21 protein-coding genes are annotated in these 22551 nt (G+C 36.0%); 6 read left to right on the top strand and 15 right to left on the bottom strand.

Going from position 1 to position 22551, the window contains the following annotated elements; genetic code table 11:
• Positions 1-311: 311 nt before the first annotated feature.
• The 4 genes from IGJ18_RS02870 to IGJ18_RS02855 all read right to left on the bottom strand — a co-directional run bounded on the left by IGJ18_RS02870 (position 312) and on the right by IGJ18_RS02855 (position 5643).
• The gene (locus IGJ18_RS02870) at positions 312-1160 is read right to left on the bottom strand and encodes a VOC family protein (RefSeq protein ID WP_438842861.1); all 849 of its coding nucleotides are present in this window, start codon (positions 1158-1160) and stop codon (positions 312-314) included.
• A 209-nt stretch (positions 1161-1369) separates the two neighbouring features.
• Positions 1370-3259, bottom strand: coding sequence for an ABC transporter ATP-binding protein (locus tag IGJ18_RS02865; RefSeq protein WP_126344638.1), 1890 nt, complete (start codon positions 3257-3259; stop codon positions 1370-1372).
• Positions 3256-4983, bottom strand: coding sequence for an ABC transporter ATP-binding protein (locus tag IGJ18_RS02860; RefSeq protein WP_010720028.1), 1728 nt, complete (start codon positions 4981-4983; stop codon positions 3256-3258). The genes IGJ18_RS02865 and IGJ18_RS02860 overlap by 4 nt, the downstream gene beginning before the upstream one ends.
• A 15-nt stretch (positions 4984-4998) precedes the next feature.
• A complete protein-coding gene (locus tag IGJ18_RS02855; protein WP_010720029.1) occupies positions 4999-5643 on the bottom strand; it encodes a TetR/AcrR family transcriptional regulator in 645 nt (214 codons plus the stop codon).
• A 217-nt stretch (positions 5644-5860) separates the two neighbouring features.
• On the opposite strand from IGJ18_RS02855, the gene IGJ18_RS02850 reads away from it, so the two are divergent.
• Positions 5861-6481 (top strand): NAD(P)H-dependent oxidoreductase, encoded by a 621-nt coding sequence (locus IGJ18_RS02850; protein WP_096709568.1) that lies wholly within the window; start codon positions 5861-5863, stop codon positions 6479-6481.
• 182 nt (positions 6482-6663) lie between these two features.
• Here the strand turns inward: IGJ18_RS02850 and IGJ18_RS02845 are convergent, their stop codons facing one another.
• Together IGJ18_RS02845 and IGJ18_RS02840 are read right to left on the bottom strand one after the other, a co-directional pair.
• Positions 6664-7818 carry an AI-2E family transporter gene (locus IGJ18_RS02845; protein ID WP_010720031.1) on the bottom strand — a complete coding sequence of 385 codons (1155 nt, stop codon included), beginning with the start codon at positions 7816-7818 and terminating at the stop codon, positions 6664-6666.
• Between the two features lie 8 nt (positions 7819-7826).
• Positions 7827-8180, bottom strand: coding sequence for a PTS glucitol/sorbitol transporter subunit IIA (locus IGJ18_RS02840; protein ID WP_034699568.1), 354 nt, complete (start codon positions 8178-8180; stop codon positions 7827-7829).
• A gap of 136 nt (positions 8181-8316) precedes the next feature.
• On the opposite strand from IGJ18_RS02840, the gene IGJ18_RS02835 reads away from it, so the two are divergent.
• Together IGJ18_RS02835 and IGJ18_RS02830 are read left to right on the top strand one after the other, a co-directional pair.
• Positions 8317-9348 carry a lactonase family protein gene (locus IGJ18_RS02835; protein ID WP_010738424.1) on the top strand — a complete coding sequence of 344 codons (1032 nt, stop codon included), beginning with the start codon at positions 8317-8319 and terminating at the stop codon, positions 9346-9348.
• A gap of 1 nt (position 9349) precedes the next feature.
• The gene (locus tag IGJ18_RS02830) at positions 9350-9511 is read left to right on the top strand and encodes a hypothetical protein (protein ID WP_010720034.1); all 162 of its coding nucleotides are present in this window, start codon (positions 9350-9352) and stop codon (positions 9509-9511) included.
• A 404-nt stretch (positions 9512-9915) separates the two neighbouring features.
• Here IGJ18_RS02830 and IGJ18_RS02825 read toward each other — a convergent pair whose 3' ends face one another.
• The 5 genes from IGJ18_RS02825 to IGJ18_RS02805 form a co-directional block, all read right to left on the bottom strand.
• Positions 9916-10350 carry a hypothetical protein gene (locus IGJ18_RS02825; protein ID WP_010738426.1) on the bottom strand — a complete coding sequence of 145 codons (435 nt, stop codon included), beginning with the start codon at positions 10348-10350 and terminating at the stop codon, positions 9916-9918.
• Between the two features lie 93 nt (positions 10351-10443).
• Positions 10444-12294, bottom strand: coding sequence for an LTA synthase family protein (locus tag IGJ18_RS02820; protein WP_438843448.1), 1851 nt, complete (start codon positions 12292-12294; stop codon positions 10444-10446).
• Positions 12295-12914: 620 nt separating this feature from the next.
• Positions 12915-13739, bottom strand: a complete 825-nt coding sequence (gene nadE, locus IGJ18_RS02815; RefSeq protein ID WP_010720037.1) for an ammonia-dependent NAD(+) synthetase — start codon at positions 13737-13739, stop codon at positions 12915-12917.
• A gap of 12 nt (positions 13740-13751) precedes the next feature.
• A complete protein-coding gene (locus IGJ18_RS02810; protein ID WP_010738428.1) occupies positions 13752-15224 on the bottom strand; it encodes a nicotinate phosphoribosyltransferase in 1473 nt (490 codons plus the stop codon).
• 422 nt (positions 15225-15646) lie between these two features.
• Positions 15647-16369 (bottom strand): hypothetical protein, encoded by a 723-nt coding sequence (locus tag IGJ18_RS02805; RefSeq protein ID WP_438842860.1) that lies wholly within the window; start codon positions 16367-16369, stop codon positions 15647-15649.
• Between the two features lie 578 nt (positions 16370-16947).
• Here IGJ18_RS02805 and IGJ18_RS02800 point away from each other — a divergent pair.
• Complete coding sequence (locus IGJ18_RS02800; RefSeq protein ID WP_438842859.1) at positions 16948-17088, top strand: hypothetical protein; 141 nt, start codon at positions 16948-16950, stop codon at positions 17086-17088.
• 342 nt (positions 17089-17430) lie between these two features.
• Here the strand turns inward: IGJ18_RS02800 and IGJ18_RS02795 are convergent, their stop codons facing one another.
• Complete coding sequence (locus IGJ18_RS02795) at positions 17431-17799, bottom strand: DUF1827 family protein (RefSeq protein WP_063626561.1); 369 nt, start codon at positions 17797-17799, stop codon at positions 17431-17433.
• A 197-nt stretch (positions 17800-17996) separates the two neighbouring features.
• Between IGJ18_RS02795 and IGJ18_RS02790 the strand changes: the two genes are divergently transcribed.
• On the top strand, positions 17997-18755 hold the full coding sequence (locus IGJ18_RS02790) for a MerR family transcriptional regulator (protein WP_438842858.1): 759 nt from the start codon (positions 17997-17999) through the stop codon (positions 18753-18755).
• Positions 18756-18980: 225 nt separating this feature from the next.
• On the opposite strand, the gene IGJ18_RS02785 is transcribed toward IGJ18_RS02790, so the two are convergent.
• Positions 18981-19904: a LacI family DNA-binding transcriptional regulator gene (locus tag IGJ18_RS02785; RefSeq protein ID WP_438842857.1), complete on the bottom strand. Its 924-nt coding sequence runs from the start codon at positions 19902-19904 to the stop codon at positions 18981-18983.
• A 16-nt stretch (positions 19905-19920) separates the two neighbouring features.
• Entirely contained in the window at positions 19921-20193 is a 273-nt protein-coding gene (locus IGJ18_RS02780; protein ID WP_034699533.1) for a hypothetical protein, read from the bottom strand.
• A 249-nt stretch (positions 20194-20442) separates the two neighbouring features.
• Between IGJ18_RS02780 and IGJ18_RS02775 the strand changes: the two genes are divergently transcribed.
• Positions 20443-20787 (top strand): hypothetical protein, encoded by a 345-nt coding sequence (locus IGJ18_RS02775; RefSeq protein ID WP_438842856.1) that lies wholly within the window; start codon positions 20443-20445, stop codon positions 20785-20787.
• 117 nt (positions 20788-20904) lie between these two features.
• On the opposite strand, the gene groL is transcribed toward IGJ18_RS02775, so the two are convergent.
• On the bottom strand, positions 20905-22530 hold the full coding sequence (gene groL / locus IGJ18_RS02770) for a chaperonin GroEL (protein WP_010738435.1): 1626 nt from the start codon (positions 22528-22530) through the stop codon (positions 20905-20907).
• Between the last annotated feature and the right edge of the window lie 21 nt (positions 22531-22551).

Here is a 22551-nt window from a genome sequence, read left to right as displayed (position 1 = left end):
TGAGATTTTTTGACTTATTACCGAAGGGCAGCTCTTTGAACACCGTGGATTAGGTCGTGATAGAAGCGGTCAGCTCCAATGACAATAAGAAAATTTTTTAAATCAACTTTTCTTCTATCCTCTTGTATCTTAGAGAAACTTCTTTAGTTGAAGAGTTGTTTCTGGTATCTCTTTATATATTGAACAAAAAATCAGCTTTCGATTTCCGTTGTTGCTTGTGATGCGCTTTGCCAACAATGAACAGAAGCAAAAGCCCCTAAACATCAAATCGTTAGGAGCTATTTCTACCTATTCAATTATTTGTCTTCGCTTTATTTTTTGGCTTTTTTTGTATCGATCACAAACCACCATTCGATACCAATCGCATCATAAATTGTTAACACAGTATGTCTTTGATCGATAAAGAAGTCAACTGCAGCTTCATTTAAATGCTGAATCAACTGTTCCATGCTTTCTTGATCAATCACGAATTTCAAGAAATCTAAACCTAATACTTCATGAGTCGGCAATGCTAGTGACTCACTATTTGCTTCTGAGATTCCTACATGGAAGTTCCCTTCATTTAAAACATGTAATCCGTTCTTTTCTTCCCGAACTTTTAGTCCCAGTAAATCACTTAAAAAACGGCGTTCTTCTTCGCTATCAAAAACGTTTAAATGGATTTTTTCAAAGTAAGAATTAGCGGATAATTTTTTGTAACGCTCTTCTGACTTACGTAATAATGACTCTTGATCCATTGCTTCTGGTTGATTTCGTTCTTGAACATTGTCCTCTTCGTGATAAATTTCTAATTCGTTACCTTCTGGATCCTTAAGTAAGATCCCCATGCGCCCTTGATCTTCTAACGCATCTTCAATTGGATAGTTTGTTTTACGGATACGGGAAAGGATATCAGCCATTTCTGCTACCGTTGGAATAATCAATGAAAAACGTTTCAGTTTTTTGATTTCCCCAATGTAATCATGCGCTCTAGGACTTTCTTCTAGCAATAGCATCTCACTATTTTGCTCTTGTGTCCCTAAAATAGCTAATTCATTTTCTTCCCGTTTCAAATCAAAACCGATCGTATTTTTGTAAAAATCAATCATTTTATCTCTATCTTTAACCCGGATTGCTACACTTTTTAGGTAAGTAGTAGACCCCAATTTAAATTCTTTCATTTTTCTTGCTCCCCTCTACGTCCAGCTTTATTTTAACGATGCTTCACATTTCTTTCAAGCAATAAATGGGTTTTTATTAAAAAAAATGTGAGAATTTTCGCATTTTCTACGCAATACTGCAATTATTTTTAAATAACATTCATTATAATAAATAAAACGCATGGAACGCTTCAGATGCTCTTTCCATGCGTTTTACTATTAATGAATTGTTAAGAAACAGCTTCTTCGGAAAACTGGCTGTTATATAAATCAGCATAAAATCCATCTTTTTCCATCAATTGATCATGATTTCCTGTTTCAACAATTGAACCATGGTTCATGACAATAATGTTATCGGCATCTCGAATGGTTGACAGACGGTGAGCTACTACAAAACTTGTTCGATTTTCTAATAAACGATTCATCGCTTTTTGGATCAAAATCTCTGTCCGAGTATCCACACTAGAAGTTGCTTCATCAAGTATCAATACATCCGGATTAGCTAAAAATGCCCGAGCAATCGTGATTAACTGTCGTTGCCCTTGGGAGATGTTGCTGGCATCTTCATTTAATACCGTTTGATAACCTTCAGGCAGTTTGCGAACAAAGTCATCAACATGGGCAGCTTTGGCTGCTTCAATCACTTGTTCGTCAGTTGCATCATCGTTTCCGTATTTGATATTGTCGTAGATGCTACCTGTAAATAGCCATGTATCTTGCAGAACCATTGAAAATTGAGCACGTAAGTTATCTCGAGATAAATCTCTCGTATCTACCCCGTCATAACGGATACTTCCGCCAGAAACATCATAGAAACGTTCTAACAAGTTGATCAAGGTCGTTTTACCAGCACCAGTTGGACCAACAATGGCCACCATTTCTCCAGGTTTCACATCCAGATTAAAATCTGTCATCAATAGTTGATCTTTGGTATAACCGAATTGAACATTTTCAAAACGAACTTTATATGGTGTGTTCTCTTCAACAGGTAACCCAGATTTTTTATCAGACATTTCCTCTTCATCCAGCACTTCAAAAACCCGTTCCGCAGATGCAACAGTTGACTGGATCGTGTTCATTAAACTTGCAAGTTGAGTAATCGGCTGTGAGAATTGTGTCGTATATTGTAAGAACGCTTGAACGTCCCCAAGTGTCATATTCCCATTTGCAACTTTGATCCCACCTAATACAGCAACAAATACATAGCCAAGATTTTTAACGAAGTTCATCAAAGGCATAATGATCGCAGAGATAAACTGGGCTTTCCACCCTGCAGCATATAACTTATCGTTTTCTTCTTCAAAAACTTCTTGGTCTTTGGCTGTATGATTGAAAGTTTTGACGATCGTATGACCACCATAAGTTTCTTCTACTTGGTTGTTTAAGAGACCTAAACTTTTTTGTTGCTCTGCAAAAAAGACTTGGGATTTGGGTGCAATGATCATCACGACGATCAAACTCAATGGAATCATCAGTAAAGCCACTAACGTCAATTGCCAACTAATAGAAAGCATCATAACGATGACACCGATCAAAGTAACTGCACTTGTTACAAACTGTGTTAAGTTTTGTTGAAGGGTACTGGCAATATTATCCATATCATTGATTGCACGAGACATGATGTCTCCATTTGTATGTGTATCATAATAAGAAATCGGTACACGATTCATTTTTGCTTCTAGATCATGACGTAACTCATAAACTGTTCGTTGCGATACTCGTGTCATAATAAATTGTTGTAAGAAATTGAATACTGCAGAAATCAAATACATCACAATAACCGTGGCGATGATTTGAGCAATTTTATCAAAATCAATTGGGAATTTAGAAATTTGTTGCCCCGCTTGCATTTGTTTTGCACCAGCCATCACCCCATTAAAAATCTCAGTAGTTGCTCTCCCTAATACTTTTGGTGTTTGGATCTGGAAAATGACTGCTGCGATTGCTAATACAAATACAGCAATGATCGCAACCGAGCGTTTTGACATATAGCCAAATAAACGTTTCACTGTGCCCCAAAAATTCTTTGGTTTTTCTCCTTTTGCCCCAATGTTTCGACCGGGTCCGTGACCGCCGCCAGGCATTGGTCGTTGAGAAGGTTTGGTCGTTCCTTTACTCATGCTAGATCCTCCTCTCTTAATTGTGAATGAACGATTTCCTGATAGGTTTCATTCGTTTTAAGAAGTTCATCGTGTGTGCCTTTGCCAACTAGTTTTCCTTCATCAAGGACTAAGATCATATCCGCATCCATTACTGTACTTACTCGTTGTGCAACCAAAACCGTAATACTTTCTTTCATATTTTGTTTTAAAGCTTGACGTAATTTTGCATCTGTTTTAAAGTCCAAAGCCGAGAAAGAATCATCAAATACATAAATGTCAGCTGGTTTGACTAATGCTCGAGCAATCGCCAAACGTTGTCTTTGCCCACCAGAAAAATTTCCTCCGCCTTGTTCAACATGACTGTCTAAGCCCTCTTCCATTTCTGAAACGAAGTCTTTGGCTTGGGCGATTTCTAACGCTTTCCAAATCATTTCATCAGTAGCATCTGCTTTACCGTACTGCATGTTTTCTCTGATCGTGCCAGAGAACAACATGGCTTTTTGTGGAACAAAGCCCATCAATTCACGCAAATTATACTGAGTCATATCGGTAATACTTACACCATCAATCTTGATTGTTCCTGATTCGACATCGTATAGTCGTGGGATAAGATTGACTAAAGTAGATTTACCTGAACCAGTTCCACCAATAATCGCAACAGTTTCGCCTGATTGTGCTGAAAAATCAATATCTTCTAACGCTAGTTTCTCAGCTCCATGGTACCGGTAGTTGACATGTTCAAATGAGATTGTGGCAGCTTTACCTGCAGGAGTCACCTCAGTTGGGTTCTCAGGATCTGAGATACCTACTTTTTCATCTAATACTTCATTGATCCGATCAGCAGAAGCTTGCGCTCGAGGGACCATGATAAAAATAGCTGAAAGCATCATAAAGCTAATTAAAATTTGCATAGCATACGTCATAAATGCAATTAGGTTTCCGACTTCTAACGTCATATCTGCTATGTAGTGTCCACCAAACCAAGTAATTGCTACGTTTGTTCCACTCATAATCAAAGTCATCATCGGCATCATCAATGCAACGATCGTGTTGACTTTAATTGCTGTATTTGTATAATCTTTGTTTGCTAAATCAAAACGATTTTCTTCAAAACGTGTCTTATCAAACGCTCGGATTACCCTTACCCCTGTTAATCCTTCACGAAACACTAGGTTCAAACGGTCTGTCTTCTTTTGCATGCTCTTGAATAGTGGTACCGCAAAAAACATGATTCCGCCGATCACCACTAGCATGATTGGAATAACTACTAAGAAAATTTTGGTTAATTGATGATCTTTTTGATAAGCAAGAAAGCTTGCGCCAACCAACGTGATCGGTGCATTGATCATCATTCTTAAAAACATTTGCGTAACCATCTGGATTTGTGTCACGTCATTAGTTGTACGGGTAATCAAGGATGCTGTACCATATTTGTCAAATGCATCTTTTGTTAAACTTTCAGATTTTTTATAAACATCGGTACGTAATTGCTTTCCTAATTTTTGTGACTCACGTGTAGCAAAAAAGGTATTTGCGATTGCTGCGATGATACTAATCAAAGAAAAACCGATCATAACAAAACCTGTTTGCCAAATATAATCAACATCACCTCGTGCTACACCTTTATCAATGATATTTGATGTGAGCGTCGGCAAATAAAGATCTGATAAAACTTGGATAACCATGAACAACGTGGCTGCAATAGCTGAAGTCAGTGAAATCCGTTTGACGATTTTTAGCATGTAATTCCCCTCTTTCTATTGATATACGCCGTCTTTCAACCATGATAGTTTTAATTTAAATTCTTTAATGGCATGATCCACGGAGTAATTTTCGTTTTTTGAAAATGATTTATAGGCATGAGCAATCGTAGTAAAGACGATATTCATGATCAATTGGATCAGTAGTTCCAGTTCATGATCATCGTTTACTTTCAGTGTCGTTCGATCAATCAATCCAATTAATTCTTTTGCCTCTTTTTGATGTTTTGCATGTGAATGACGCTGATCATCTTTTGTATGTGGCACGACTTTACGAGAAGCACGATAGTCCAAGTTCATGAAAAGATTACGATAAAAAGAAGCATTTTCCCCGACTAAAATCTCCCGAATGATTTTAGTAAAATAAAGCTCGAATCCTTCGAATAAATCCCCATCGACATCTTTTATCAGTTGGAACATATCTTTTGAACTATCACGTCGAACAGTTTCAAAATAATAATAGTAAAGATCCTCTTTGTCTTCAAAATACTGATAAAAACTACCTCTAGGGATTTCTGCGATCTTCACGATATTTGCGATGGAAGCATCTTTTAATGGTACTCTGGAAAATTCAATCCTAGCTGCTTCTAATAAACGTTTCTGCTTTTCCTCTGGTAGATGAAAAAAAGTTTTCGTAGGCATCTTTTTCCTCCTTCCTAAAATGACACACTGTCACATGACACTATGTCATTATAACACCAAGAAGATGTTTTGCAATGCTTTTCCATATTTTTTTCATGAAAAGACTAAAAAATTCATAATTAAAAATCGAACCTTAAAAAAACTTGATAGCCTTTTCGCTTTCAAGTAAACTAGCTATGTTAGTCAGATAACAAGTCAGCTTAAAGGAGAGAATATTATGGCATCAGTTTTAGTAGTAAAAGGGCACCCATTAACTGCACAGGAATCACGTTCAGTTAAAGCATTAACAACTTTTTTAACTAGTTACAAAGAAAATCATCCGGAAGATGAAGTGACTGTTTTAGAGCTTTATCGTGATGATATCCCAGAAATCGATGAAGAATTACTTTCAGGATGGGAAGCACTTCGGGCAGGTGCTGATTTCTCTACTTTGTCTGAAAGTCAACAACAAAAAATTGCTCGTTTCAATGAATTGACCGACCAATTTCTTGCTGCAGACAAGATCGTTATTGCGAATGCTTTATGGAACTTGAATATTCCAACAAAATTAAAAGCTTGGTTTGACACCGTCAATGTCGCTGGCAAGACATTCCGTTACACTGAAAACGGACCAGAAGGATTAGTTTCTGGTAAAAAAGCTTTGCACATCCAATCCAACGGAGGCATTTATAACGGTCAAGACTTCGCTTCTCAATATGTCAAAGGCATCTTAAACTTTGTCGGTATCGATCAAGTGGATCAATTATTTATTGAAGGTATCGACTATACCCCTGACCGTGCAGAAGAATTGATGCAATCAGCTTTAGATAAAGCTGCAGCATTTGGTCAAACTTTCTAATAAAAGCTACTTGCACGTTTACCATAAAGTTAGTCCCTTACTAACTTTGATTGTTGCATAGTGGGCACCTAAAAATTTCTTGAAATTTTCTTAAAAATTTAAAAAAATGAAGAAAGCGAAAATAGTTAAACTATTTTCGCTTTCTTCGTTTTTTTAGTCATGTGTTTTTAGTGCACAGTTGGCTAGTCACTTTGTTTTTCTTCATATAAACTAGAGATAGTTGTATACCATTCAAAAACATGTGAGATAACTACTTTTGCTGCAGCATATACTGGAATACCTAAAATCACACCGACGATTCCAAACAGCTTCCCAGAAGTTAATAAAACTAATAAGATCGTGACCGGATGGATCGCCAATTGATTCCCTAAGACTAATGGAGAAATCAATCGTCCTTCAATCGTTTGTTCTAAAGCAAATACGATCAATACTTTGATCAACATGATCGGTCCCGCCACGATTCCTAAGAATACGGCCGGAATCATTGCTAAAAATGAGCCTAGATAGGGAATCAAATTTAAAAAGCCGGCAATGATCCCTAAGGTGACTGCATAATCAAGTCCAATGATCGCAAATCCAATCATAAACATGATCGCTACTGCAAAAGCCACCGTCAATTGTCCACGGATATAAGAAGAAACTTGATCGTTCATTTCACTTAATACTTTCAAAGTTGGTTTTCGCATACGTGTTGGTAGGAAATTCACAAAATAAGGGGCAAGTTGCTTGCCATCTTTCAATAAATAGAAAAGGATAAACGGCATAGTTAGCAAAGCAACAATAATCGTAGCAACTGCTCCCACAAAACTTCCTAAACTTTGAACCGTACTTTTTGAAATATCTTGGAGCATATCCCCCGCTGAACTCATGAACTTATCGCCAGTAGCTTCCAATTGTTCCCTAAATTGGTTGAATAGAGGATCTCTTAGTATTTCTGTCAACTTATTATCGATCGTATCCACATATTGAGGAAAATGATTGATAAAACTCACAGTTTGCTCTTGGATTTTAGGAATGATTACCACTGTTCCCCAAGCAATCAGTGCCACGACTAATACAAATAACCCGATGATGCTATAGAGCCTTGGAACTTGGCGCTTTTCCAAATAGTCAACAACTGGATTCATCAAATAATACAAAATTGCCGCTAAAATAATGGGTAAGCCAACGATCGCCAGGAATTGCCAGATCGGGGCAAATAGATAGGACACCTTAGTAAATAAAAAAACGATCAATAAGATCAAAAGTACTACTAATAACGCAGTAACGACTTGATTATTTAAAAACCATCGCCAAAACCAAGAGACTGGTTTTGATCGCTTGTTTTTCCCTTCCATAATCTCACCTACTTGTATTTGATTTGTGTACCGACATGAATCTCAGGTAACTGATGTGGTGTTAAGTAAAGACCGTTCACAATACTATTTTCCTCAGAATAATGATCAAAAATCAGCGTAACATGCCCTACTGTGTTTAAATTTTCATTTGCCAATCTTCCCACATGTTCAATCTGATATTCTTGTTGATCAAAAAAAAGTGAATCCCCTTTTTTTAATGAAAATTTTTCGGTAGAAGTAATCTTTTGGATCACTGAATAGTTACGTAGTGTAGTTGTTGCTGTTCGATCAAATAAAATCAAGATCGGTTCTTGTTCACTTACTGCATTTTCTCCGATTTCTTTGATGGTTGCATGAATCATTTTATTCTCTCCTTTGTTACAAATTCTGTCGCTCAACTCTATATTCAGTATAACATATTCTCATTGTTTAACTCTCCTGTTTGAAATGTGCTAAAATAAACAAGGAACCTATTTCATACATTCTAGGAGGGATAAAATGAAAGAAAAAATCATTTTAGGGACGTACACAAGACGTGTGAGTGAAGGAATTTATACCATTGAATTAGATACAGAAAAAGCAGAAGTCTCAGGATTGAAGCTAGCTGTAAAAGAAAATAGTCCAACTTACTTAGCAAAAAGTGAAGCTGGTAATCTTTATAACGTCACAAGTCTGGACGGTTTAGGTGGGATCGGGGCTTACGATCAAGAATTCCATTTTTTGAATGCGGTAACAGAATCAGGCGCTCCTTTATGTTACGTTGCAGTTGATGAATCTCGTCAATTAGTATATGGTGCTAATTATCATAAAGGTGAAGTCAATGTTTATCGTATTCTAGACGATGGAGGTCTCGAAGCAACTGATGCCGTTTTTCATCAAGAAGCAACTGGTCCTCATAAAAATCAAGACCATGCACATGTCCATTATACTGATTTAACTCCAGACAACCGCTTAGTGGTTTGTGACCTAGGAACGGATCGGGTCTATACGTACGATGTATCTGATCAAGGAAAATTAACTATAGTTTCTGAATTTGTGGCAGAACCTGGAACTGGTCCCCGCCACCTTGTCTTCCATCCTGCAAATGAAACCATTGCTTACCTATTTGGTGAACTTGATAGTACTGTTCGTGTGCTTTCGTATAATAAATCCCAAGGCAGCTTTGAAGAAAAACAAAAAATTAGTACACTACCAGATGATTTTCAAGGAGAAAATGGTGGTGCTGCAATTCGTATTTCAGATGATGGTCGATTTGTATATGCTTCCAATCGTGGCCATAACTCAATTGCAGTCTTTGCAGTTTCTGAAAAGGATCAACTGTTGGAATGTATCCAAATTATTTCTACTGAAGGCGATTTCCCTAGAGATTTCGCTTTAGATCCTACGAACGACTATGTCTTATCTGCCAATCAAAATACCGATAATCTTACGCTTTTCGCGCGAAATAAAGAGACTGGTTTACTAGAATTACGCCAAAAAGACATCTATGCACCAGAATGTGTCTGTGTTTATTTTGAAAAGGAGCAGTAACATGAACAAAGATGAAGTATTGGATCGATTACGGGAAGAGTTAGAAATCCCTTTTTTCCAAGGAAAGTTAGAAGAAAAAGAATATAGTGAAGCAGATTATCAAAAATTAAAACAAGATTTACTTCAATATTTTGATGATTATGTCAGAAATGTTGAAAATTAAATAAATGATCGGAAAAGTACTACTTGATTTGATCATGAAGAAAAAACTCGAAACAACTTTTTCACGTTTCGAGTTTTTTGGCTTAGTGCTGAAACTCCGCTGGGTATATTATTTGTTCATCTGAACTACATTGTTTTCGGTGAACGATTTGTTGAGAGCAGCCTCTATAAGTTGAACTTGAATATGGAGGGATTGAGTTGAACTGAGACAAACGATCGGTAAATAGCAAAAACCGTCAAGTTGGTTAGGCTTGACGGTAAAAGTGAATTATTCGATCGAGTAATTCAAAATTGTTGTTGGTATAGGTTACTTTCATATAATAAGTGATTGACTGATTTTTATCATAAAAAACATATGATAATTAAATTAAAACACTCTATTTTTCAACGAAACTTTATACTGTTTTATTTTTTCAACAATAAATTTGTCATTTTTTGGATGGCTGAAGAAATATTTTCTGTCGCTTGATCCTGTTTTTCTTCAGAAGCATCAAATAAATCATGGTCAACTCCAGACTCTGGTTGGATACTTTGAGTCATTTCTTCACAACCAGCCACGTAGGAAGTATAGGCTTTTTCAAAACTTTTATGAATACCCATTACTTTTGCTGGTGGTCGCAACTGACTGATTTTTTTCAATATCACACGATATTTTTTTGTTCCTTCTTCAAACAAATGAACGATTTCAGCTAACTCTTCTGGAGACAAGTCTTCTGTTTTTTTCTGATCAATCGCTTCTCTGATCACTTGATATTTTGGATGCATCTGTTCACCGATCTCTTCCGTCTCTTTGACCATTCGATCGACTGATTGTACATAATAACCAATATTTGGTAACATTCTTTCTCCTACTTTCGATTTTATTTCTCTTTTATTTTACCTTTTTTTAGCACAATTGAATAGGCTTTCTACCCAGAGTAATAAAGTCATATGTTATTTTTCAAAAAAATTTGTTTGCAAACTGTATTTTTCTCCAGAAACAATATCATATTGAATCATCTCATAAGCTTGATAAAGTTCTGCTTGTTTTTTGTTTAATTGTGCTTCTCGATGCCATTGCCCCTCTTGGTAGTATAGTTCTCGCTCAAACGCTGGTAATTCATTTTGAAGTGCCAACAATAATTGATAAAACCCAGTTGTCTGTTGATTAGTCTGATTCATCAAGTCAGCAGCAAAATAAAAGGGACTTGTAACAGGAGCTTCGGTTTTTTCTAATTCTCCTTGACTATCAAACATCAAAAACTGTGTTTCGTGTAAGGTGTGTTTCTCATTACTATTTTGAATGGTGTCAGAATAGATCCCTGGTAAATGATCTCCCCAGAAAACAACTAGCGTTCTTCTTGATAACTTCTTCAGTTCTTCCGTGAACGCTTTTAAGGATTGGCTACTATACGAAATATCTTGAAGATAATTTTCTAAACTACTTATCCCACTATTATCCTCTGTTTTGGCTGTATATTCGAGCTGCTGATATTTTCCATCATAAGGCATATGGGTTTGCATCGTCACAAGATGGATAAATTGGGGTGTATCGTCCTCTTTTAAAAGATCCATCACTTCTTGATAAGCAGAAGCATCAGAAATGTAGGGATTATCTTCAATGGTGTCAGTATACGTCATCGTATTTTCACTAATAAATTCATCAAAACCTAAAACCTCATAAACATCTTTTCTTTTGTACATCGAGGTGTTATAAGGATGGATCGCAGTCGTATGATAATTTTGATCTTTCAATGTTGAAACGATCGAAGGTAATTGATTCATTTTGGGTACTAACATTGTGTAGGGTGTTGTTAATTGGGCATTGAATAGTCCCATTGAAAAACCTGTTAATGCTTCAAATTCGATATTGGCTGTTCCACCACCATAATTTTGAGAAAGCATCTGACCACTATAAGTCTGATCAGCAACCGCATAATAATCTGCTAAAGGATCACCGGTAATTTCCACCCCATTCAAACGACTAGGATCTGAAAAACTTTCGCTCATCACATAAACGATATTCGGTTGTTCTTCTGAGGCAGTTTTATTTTTTTCATCTGCCAGCTTTTGATAGTGTGATGTAATTTCCTTGATTTTTTCTTCAGAGTACCCTTTTGGTTTTTCCATTGGATCGATTTTTAAATTGTATAAGAAACCACCAATAAAACCTGTATTATAATAATTCATCTTTTGACTATAAGGAATCCACAAAGCCGTTTTGTTATATGCTTTACGTAATAAATTATTTGGGTTATTGAAATGACTAATATAAATAAGCGCAAAGATCGTAGTAAATAATGTGATCACTCGGATGGCTTGAAATTTCTTGTCTTTCTTAAAACTCTGATAGATAGCCCAGCAACCACCTGCTACCACCAATAGGATCATTCCTGCTAATAGATAAAACGAGGTTGTGCCTGTCATATCTTTTAATAAACCAAACTCTTTGATCATCTTTAGGTCGTCGGGATAAATCGGTTCTTGTCGATAGGTCATTTTTAAATAGTTTGCGTAACCTAATATTCCAATGCCAACAAGATAAAAGAATGTTCCAAAGAGAAAAGAACCTAATACTGCCACTAAAAAAAGGAAGATCATTAATAACACTAAACAAGCTAATAAAAATTTTTCCGTATGCCACGAAAAAGCAAATTTTACAGCTAGATCAAAAGAAAGATCGTTTTGACACCATTGTAAATACAAATTGCTTAGTCCAACGACAAAAACGATACTTATCGCCACTAATGTATATTTTAACCAATTTTTCTGTTTGACAGACAATTGATTGAGACTATCTTTTATATGTCTTTTCAAATGGATACTCCTTTAATTCATTTATTATTCGATACCGCTTTCCTTATTTTAATGATTTCCAGATAACAAGTAAAGAACTGTCTGCAAACCCTTATCTTTTTTTATTCGTTGTCCGATTTGATTGTTCACAAATTGTCGACTGCTCAATATCGTATTGTAAAAGCATAACAATAGTATGCAAGTAGTGACTTATAAAAAAGGCGTTAAAAAAATCCATGTGAAAGAAGTCTACTGACATAACTTTAATTTTTAACACAAGATGTTTAAACAATTTATTACAGCTACTAAAAAAATCCTCCATGCGTTTATAATCTTAATTAATAGTACTTCATTGACGTACTACTACAGAATAGAACTGAAACCCAATGAATAGCTATTTTTAATCTTTTGTCTTAAATCTTGAAAAAGAACATGCGGTTCATATTCTCTTGATAATAGAAATAACCCGCTATATCCAGAAAATGCGAGAAGCTGTTTTCGGATATAGCAGGTTATTTTTCCATCTGAACTTTACTATGACAACCTTATTTTTTACTAAATGACGAGTTCATTAAAAACAAGCAATGCTACTTCATTCATTGGTGTGATCTTCAACAAAGTTTTTAGGCTTATTTCCAAAAATCATCTAACACCGAGATAGGTAAGTGTCGTTTATGCTGCGTTTTGTTCCACCAAGCTTCAATTTTTTGTTTGGCATCTGTTGGAACTTCTTTACCTTCTAAATAATCATCAATCTCAGTGTAAGTAACACCTAAAGCAACCTCATCGGCGATCAACGGCTTGCCATCTTCCAAATCAGCTGTTGGGATTTTGGTATAAAGTTTCTCAGGTGCCCCTAGTTCTTGTAATAATTGTTTTCCTTGACGTTTGTCCAAGCGGAATAATGGTAACAAATCGGCGCCACCGTCGCCATACTTTGTAAAGAAACCAGTAATGTTTTCAGCTGCATGATCCGTTCCCAGGACTGCTCCTGCATGACCACCTGCAATTGCATACTGCGTGATCATCCGTTGACGAGCTTTGATATTTCCTTTATTGAAGTCACTGACTTCGATCCCCGCAGCGACTAATTCAGCAACTTGCGCATCGACAGCAGGTTTGATATTCACTCGTAGGCGAACGTCAGGCTGGATAAATTCAACTGCAGCTTTCGCATCCTCTTCGTCTACTTGTTCGCCATAAGGTAAGCGTACAGCGATAAATTGATAACGATCGTCTTGTGTTTCTTCACGCATTTCTTCCATTGCTAATTGAGCCAAACGTCCCGCTAACGTAGAATCTTGTCCCCCACTGATTCCTAAAACAAAAGTTTTTAAGAAAGGATATTTTTTTAAATAAGCTTTCATGAAATCAATACTAGTTCGAATCTCACCTTGTGGATCAATGGTTGGTTTGACACCTAATTCTTGGATAATCTCTTCTTGTAAGCTCATTCTTTTTCCTCCTTAATATTCATTGTATAAAGTAGCTACGTTTTTCTTCATCCGTTCCATCGTAGCCATTTTATGATTCCAACAATCTGTTGATAAATCAACTGGGTATTTTTGTGGATTAAGGTCACGTTTGTACTCTTCCCACAGTGAATCAAGGTTATCACGTGTATATGCTTTGATTTCATCTAAAGTTGGTAATTCATAGACCCGTTCGCCCTTCACGAAAATATCTTGTAAGATAGGTCGAGCGGTAAAATCACGCACCGTTTTATTGATAAAGGTATGCACAGGATGAAACATAAAAATCTCTGCTTCTTCTCTAGGATCTTCATCCCAAAGCGTAACGTAGTCTCCTTCTGATTTGCCATCAAAATTGCGAGTGATTCGCCACACTTGCTTCTTGCCAGGAGTTGTTACTTTTTCTGCATTGCTGGAAAGCTTGATTGTATCGATCATTTTGCCCTCTTTATCTTCAATTGAAACCAATTTGAAGACTGCACCAAGCGCAGGTTGGTCATAGGCTGTAATCAATTTCGTTCCTACACCCCAAACGTCGATTTTAGCTTTTTGCATTTTTAAATTTAAAATCGTTGCTTCATCTAAATCATTTGAAGCATAAATTTTAGCCTCAGTGAAACCAGCAGCATCTAATTGTTCACGAACACGCTTCGAAATATACGCCATGTCGCCACTATCGATACGAACCCCAAGGAAATTGATTTTATTACCTAATTCTTTTGCTACACGGATCGCACTAGGCACACCAGATTTCAAGGTGTCGTAAGTATCAACTAAGAACACACAGTCTTTATGAGTTTTCGCATAAGCCATAAACGCTTCATAATCATTTCCATAAGATTGAACAAGTGCATGCGCATGCGTCCCACTTGCAGGAATCCCAAAGATTTTCCCAGCTCTGACATTACTAGTAGCATCTGCTCCACCGATGTAAGCAGCTCGAGTTCCCCAAACAGCAGCATCCAATTCTTGCGCTCTTCTAGTACCAAATTCTAACAATGGATCATCGCCGATCACTGATTTGATTCTTGCTGCCTTCGTAGCGATCAACGTTTGAAAGTTCACCATATTCAGTAGGGCTGTTTCAATCAATTGACAATGTGCTAACGGACCTTCCACTTGGATCAATGGTTCATTGGCAAACACTAATTCACCTTCACGCGCCGAGCGGACAGTAGCTTTAAATTTAAATTCTTTTAAATATGTTAAAAAACCTTCTGGGTAGATGTCCATTTTGCGTAAGTATTCGATGTCTGACTCACTAAACGTCAAATTTTCTAAGTATTCCACAAGACGTTCTAATCCTGCAAACACGGCATACCCATGGTTAAATGGCATATCACGGAAATAGCATTCAAAAACAGCGTGGAGATCCGCACGACCTAATTCCCAGTACGTTTGCATCATGTTGATTTGGTATAAATCAGTATGCAACGTCAAACTGTCATCTGGGTAAATTTTATTCATCTTTATATTACTCCTCTTGGCAAGTTTTCATTTCTTATCCATTATAACAAAAAAACGCTAGAGTAGAAGAAATCTTGATTATTTTCTGAAAAAGGACAAATGAAAATAAATTTATAACCCAGAACAATAATGAACCAACCTCAAAAAATTTAGACTAAAAAGTGACCTTTTTTGGGGTCGACTTTTTTATGGTTACAGACAATTTTGAAGTGAAATTAAAAGTTGTCCAATCTTCCATGATTTTTCCGAAAAAACTGAATTTAATCACCGCTTCTCTCATAAAAGACTACAGACATTAGGCTGTTCGCCCTCCGTACAGTGCAGAGGACAAACAGCCTATGTCAATTTTTTTACTTCCCACTTTTAGGTGTCGTGCCTATAGGAATATTTAAAGAAGTGAAAGGTTATAAACTTTCTATTTTTTATAAATGAACAGATAGTGCTAATAAACTTTCCGCCTTCTTGCATAAATTACTTAAATGAACGATGTCGCATTTTCCTACAGCCTTAAGAATCAGCGTTCTAGCTTCTTTGATTGTTTCAGTTGTTGTGTTTGGAGATAATGTGGTATATGTATTGTCGGTAAATAAATTGTTTACATCCTCTACAGCATTTTGGACAGCTGAATCTACTGAATTGGTACTTTCTAATAACAATTTTTCCGCCTTCTTGCATAAATTACTTAAATGAACGATGTCACATTTTCCTACGGCCTTAAGAATCAACGTTCTAGCTTCTTTGATCGTTTCAGTTGTTGTGTTTGGAGATAATGTGGTGTATGTATTGTCGGTAAATAAATTGTTTACAGCCTCTACAGCATTTTGGACAGCTGAATCTACTGAATTAGTACTTTCTAATAACAAGCTTTCCGCCTTCTTACATAAATTACTTAAATGAACGATGTCACATTTTCCTGCGGCCTTAAGAATCAGCGTTCTAGCTTCTTTGATCGTTTCAGTTGTTGTGTTTGGAGATAATGTGGTGTATGTATTGTCGGTAAATAAATTGTTTACAGCCTCTACAGCGTTTCGGACAGTTGAATCTGAGACAGTTACTTGTTGAGCTGCATTAACTGTCATGGTATTTATTGTCCCAGCGCTAATGCACAAAAACGAGGTTAATAATAATAGTTTACTATATTTCATCAAATCAATCCTTTTATGTTTTATTTTTTATCATGACATCCTAAAGTTCATATTCTCTAACCATTAATAAATGTCGGTATTGATTTTTCTCCAAGTAATCGGATGATTATGTTTATTCTATACTAGATGTCTGTATGGGTTTAAATTTGATCATCATCTAAATAAAGCATCCTTGGATTCAATAGAGATCTAATAATACATAGTTACATAAACTTAATTTTCTTTTCCTAAATAAAAAAATATTACACTTTGCGCTTTCTTATATATTTAACGACCTCCCTTTATCTATAGTAATAAGATTTATGTAACGTATCTCCCGACACTTAGCATTATATACTGATAAAGAGGTACCATCATAAATTTTTTTTTATATTTTAATAAGTATTAGGAAAGATTTATAGTTTGATGTTGGAATTGTTGTAATAAACTAGATAAAAAGTGAAGGAAAATCGAGGATTTCTATTATGCTAAGAGATTCAGTTGATAAAGTAAGTAAAATTGTTGCCGTCAACCTGATGATCGAAGAATAATTTTTTGTGAAAGAAGTTAGTCTTTAGCAAAAAAAACAGGCTCACCGCTTGTATCGTTGGATTCAAGAAGTTAAAAAATATAAAGCAAGTGCGTTTCTTGGAAAAGGGAACGCACTTTTTGATGCTCATGACGACATGAAGAAGTTAGAACAAGAAAAGCATTACTTAAAAGAGGAACGAAGCTTATAAAAAAGTTCCTAGTTTTTTTGAAGTCAAACAAGCGTCCGATTCCAGTTCAAAAAAACAGAAAGAAGTTTTCTTCTTTCTGTTGAATTTATCCTAAGATTTCTCGTTACCAACCTCGTGGGACAAAGAGACTCAATTCAGAGACATCACCTCAAACTCAGATGGAAATATTTAAATGTATTAAAACTTACTACAATATTAAATGGATGCATTTTGCCCTTGGCCATCCATCCCTAGAGACCTGGAAAAATTTTTTCTCTTATTCTCTGAACCAAGTATCTAGTTTTTCTTAACAGCTCCAATTTTGAGACCGGTACACAACTTACTCATTTGCAGAAGACTGTTTTATTTGTCCTCCACTGAACGACCTACTTTCTGTTCAACAATCACGATATCTTTATTTGGTCGTTTGAATTGGACACCTGCTCGTTCTAAGTCTTGTTTTACACCAATATGGACCTTGACGTCTTCACGTTCTGCTTTCAAAATGCGACGGATTGCAAAATCAATTTCTTGCTTGGTGATTTTTTTCTTCGTATTAATCATCAATAATTGGGATTTTTCATACGTATCAATGTATAAAATCTGTGTTCGATCAAGCGAATAAAGTTTATAGTATTTGATGGCTTTGCTACTAAAGAAAAAATCTACTACTTTAGGATAAAACGTCTTAATATTTAAATTACTTGTAACTGGCGTTTCGATTAATTTCATCTTATTCCTCTTTTCTATTATTATTTATAACAAGCGCCCAACAAAGGAATCGCTTTCAACATGACATATTTAAAGCAGAAAAATTCGTTTTTCTACTTTACTTATTATAACATAAAAATAAACACAAAAAAATATTCAAAATTTCTTGACCTTCTAGTTACGTCAAGGAATAAGATCATTCTATAAGGAGGTTAAGCATGGAATATACTATAAAAAAAATGGCAGAAATTTCTGGTGTTAGTCCTCGTACCCTGCGTTTTTACGATCAGATCCACTTACTGAAACCATCACGGGTGACTGAGTCTGGCTATCGGATCTACACTAGCCAAGAAGTTGACCGACTACAACAGATTTTGTTTTATCGCTCCCTTGATTTTAAGTTAGAACAAATTGCAGAAATTTTAGATAATCCAGCTTTCGATCATCGACAAGCGTTGATCCACCATCAAGAAATGTTACAAGAAAAAAGAAAACAGCTCGACACACTATTAATGACTATTCAACATACATTGGAGAGTTACGAAGGAGGAAAACCGATGAAAGATCATGAGAAATTTGAAGGATTTAAAAAACAAAAAATAATGGAAAATGAAACAAACTATGGACAAGAAATACGAGAAAAATATGGAGATGACACCGTTGAGAAAGCAAATAAAAAATGGCAAAATATGTCTGAAGAAAAATTTGAAGAAATGCAGTCTTTAGAAAAACAACTCTTAGCTGATTTGACAGCTTATTTACAATCAGACTCTGATCAAAAACTAGCATTGAAACTATTTGAAGAACACAAAAAATGGCTTACTTTTAGCTGGCCTTCTTATAGTTCCGAAGCTCATCGTGGCTTAGGCTTATTGTATATCTCTGATGAACGATTCACCGCTTACTATGATGAGCGTTGTGGAAACGGAGCTGCCCAAGCATTGAATACGATCATTCAAACATACGCGGTTGAATAAGTTGTCTTTGAGTGGACGTTCATTTTAGGAAATAAGTAGCGAGATCTCACTTTATGATCCATCCTGTCAGAATGCAGATACTACATTCTTTCATAATCCATTGGCGTCAAAAAGAAACCGAAGCAATCACAAAAATAGGAGAAACTATTTTTGGCTATTCGGTTTCTTTTTTAGGTTTTTGCGTTACTTCGATCTACTTTTGATTCCGCATTAAAACCATTTCGACTATCGCACAATAAATCGATAAGGAATTTTGATTTGATCTTTTTTTTCTTCGATAAAAAGTAGAAAGGCCGTTTCTCCACATTCTCTTAAGCCATGATCAATCGTCGAAAAAGACATTAGCTCACTGATCAACAGATTATCACGACCAACAAGACGTTTTTTACTTTCTAAGATGGAGCTTTGCAAAATACCGGCAGCAACTGTATCTGAATTAGTGAAGACACCATCTACCTTTTTTTCTTTAAAATACGTCGCTGCATTCACCCCTTGTTCATAGTCAATACAGTTCCAAAAAACATTTTCCTCTTTGAAATCGGGAAATATTTTTTTACAAAGTTCCAACGTCACTTTTGTATTAAAACTAAGACGACCACTTCTTCCTAAAGTAACGCCAAGCTTTTCCACGCCTTGTTTTTTTAAATACAATAATGCTTCAGTAATAGATTGTTCACGATCGATAAACACGCAACCAGCTTCTGTTTCTTTTATTTCTTCACAAAAAATGATTGGCCCATACTTTTGATAAGAGAGCAATACATCTAAATTGTTGGCACGAGAAGTAACGATCAAACCATCAAATCGTTTACCTGCAAATTCTTCTAAATACATTCTCTCTCTTTCTGCCTGATAATTTGTTGGTAACAAGGTCACCTGATAATCTTCGTTGAAGGCGACTTCAATGATCCTACTAAGCAATTGATCGAAATAAGGATGATCCGTATAAGGCAGAATAACACCAATATTTTTTGTTTTTCCATAACTGAGCTGCCTGGCACTTGCATTAGGAACATACGATAACTCATTAATGACGGATAGAATCTTAGCACGTTTTGTTTCGTCAACATAAGGATGATTATTGATCACCCGTGAAACGGTAGAGACAGAATAGCCCGTCAGTTTTGCAATATCTCTGATGTTTGTCATGCTTTACTAAAACCACCTATGCAAAAAGATTTTCTTGTAAATAGTCTACCACAGCATGCCCACATTCAAAAAATTGATAGAACGTTCCATCATATTCAAAGCTAATACGTTGCCCACCCAGATACGTATCTTTAGCCAATCCACTAATTTCATCTAAAGGAATTTTTTTCATTACCGTTTTATTTAACCCTTGAGGACTAGACAATTCAAGCACTGTTTCTTTAAATTCAACAAAAGCATAAAAATAGTCATTCGTAGCGCCATTGGTCGTTTTGATATAAGTATTCATCAGTAATTCCTCCTTTTTGATGAATTGAGTATAGCTTATGAAACGCGTCTCATAGCAAGATCTTTGCTTCACCTTCTAAAAAAACGAGCAATACGATACATACTCTTGTCTTTAAATCTTTAACCTTATCTTTGAATCTTTAATTAAAAAGTAGAACTTTATTTTAAATATCTAGAAAAATAAGTTCGGGTTCCTCGTTAAAAATCTGCTACTATGCATTTAAACCAGTAAATGAGAGGAGTTTTTCAATTGTATAAAAAGCAAAAAAAAGCAGGTATACTGAAAAGAGGAGTGAGAGGGGTGCTGAGACTAATAAAGACTACAATAAAGATCATATTTCAACGTCTGATTAAATCAAGCACAATGAAAAGAACACAGAAAAACGAAAAACAAATGTCTAACCTAAAAAGCAGCAGAGAACCTTCTCTAGTGTCATCGGAAATAAGAAAGAAAAAAGAAAAGTCTTTGTTGCATAAGAACCTAAAAAATATGGATAAGATAGAGGAAGAAAAGAAAAGAATTTATAGCTCATTATGTTCCAATAGCTTCCCCTCTATTGATCATTCTAGCAATAGAGGTAGTTCTAGATCATAAGCAACTATCCGCATCGAATGATTGATTAACTAAATATCCCTTAATTTTTTGCCCCTTTTACTTAAAACAAAAAAAAAGAAGAAAGAACCCTTTTATATCAGGGTTCTTTCTTAATTACTACATCATGCCGCCCATCATTGATGGATCCATTGCTGGCGCTGCAGGAGCTGCTGGTTCTGGTTTGTCAGCAACTACTGCTTCAGTTGTTAATAATAGAGCTGAAACAGATGCAGCATTTTGTAATGCTGAACGAGTAACTTTGGTTGGATCAACAATCCCTGCTTCAACCATATTTACCCATTCGCCTGTTGCAGCATTGAAACCTGTTCCTAATTCAACATTTTTCAATTTATCAACGATGACTGAACCTTCATATCCCGCATTTTCTGCGATTTGACGAATTGGTTCTTCTAAGGCACGAACAACGATTTTCACACCTGTTGCAACGTCCCCTTGAGCTTCAACTGCTGAAACTTTGTTGATGACATTCACTAATGCTGTACCACCACCTGAAACCATACCTTCTTCAACGGCAGCACGAGTTGCATTCAACGCATCTTCAATTCGTAATTTCAATTCTTTTAATTCTGTTTCAGTTGCTGCACCAACTTTGACCACTGCAACCCCACCAGCAAGTTTTGCTAAGCGTTCTTGTAATTTTTCACGGTCAAAATCTGATGTTGTTTCAGCAATTTGGTTTTTGATCAATTGAACACGTGCTTCAATGGCTGTTTTATCGCCAGAGCCTTCAACGATTGTTGTGTTATCTTTGTCTACCACAACTTTTGAAGCATTTCCTAGGTTTTCGATTGTTGCATCTTTCAATTCTAATCCTAAGTCGTCCGTAATCACTGTTCCGCCTGTTAGGATAGCGATATCTTCAAGCATTGCTTTACGACGATCACCGAAACCAGGTGCTTTCACTGCAACAACGTTAAATGTCCCACGGATTTTGTTCAAGACTAATGTTGGTAAAGCTTCTCCATCCACATCGTCAGCGATGATCAATAGCGGACGAGATTGTTGTAAGATTTGTTCTAATAAAGGCAAGATGTCTTGGATATTAGAAATTTTCTTATCTGTGATCAAAATGTATGGATTTTCTAAAACAGCTTCCATTTTGTCATTGTCAGTCACCATGTATTGTGACAAGTAACCACGATCAAATTGCATCCCTTCAACAACATCTAATTCGGTTTCGATTCCTTTTGATTCTTCAATAGTAATAACACCATCATTACCGACTTTTTCCATTGCATCAGCAATCAAATGTCCCACTTTTTCTGAACCAGAAGAAACAGCTGCAACTTGAGCAATCGCTTCTTTAGAATCTACGACTGTTGAAATGTTGTGCAATTCTTCAACAGCTGCTTTGGTTGCCAATTCGATCCCACGACGAATACCTAAAGGATTTGCCCCAGCTGTTACGTTTTTTAATCCTTCACGAACAATTGCTTGGGTTAACACAGTAGCGGTTGTTGTTCCGTCACCTGCAATATCATTGGTTTTTGAGGCCACTTCAGAAACTAATTTTGCACCCATGTTTTCAAAGTGATCTTCCAATTCGATTTCTTTTGCAATTGTTACGCCATCATTAGTAATCAATGGTGAACCGTATGATTTTTCTAATACAACATTACGACCTTTTGGACCTAATGTTACTTTTACTGTATCAGCTAATTTATCAACTCCACGTAGCATTGCTGCGCGTGCATCTTCTGCAAATTTCAATTCTTTTGCCATGTCTATTCACCTCATCAAATT

Origin of the sequence: Enterococcus sp. AZ078 (assembly GCF_051714985.1) — a bacterium.
Taxonomy (GTDB): Bacteria; Bacillota; Bacilli; order Lactobacillales; family Enterococcaceae; genus Enterococcus_B; species Enterococcus_B hirae.
The sequence above is the reverse complement of the archived record's forward strand: the minus strand, read 5'-3'. Positions and strand labels throughout refer to the sequence as shown.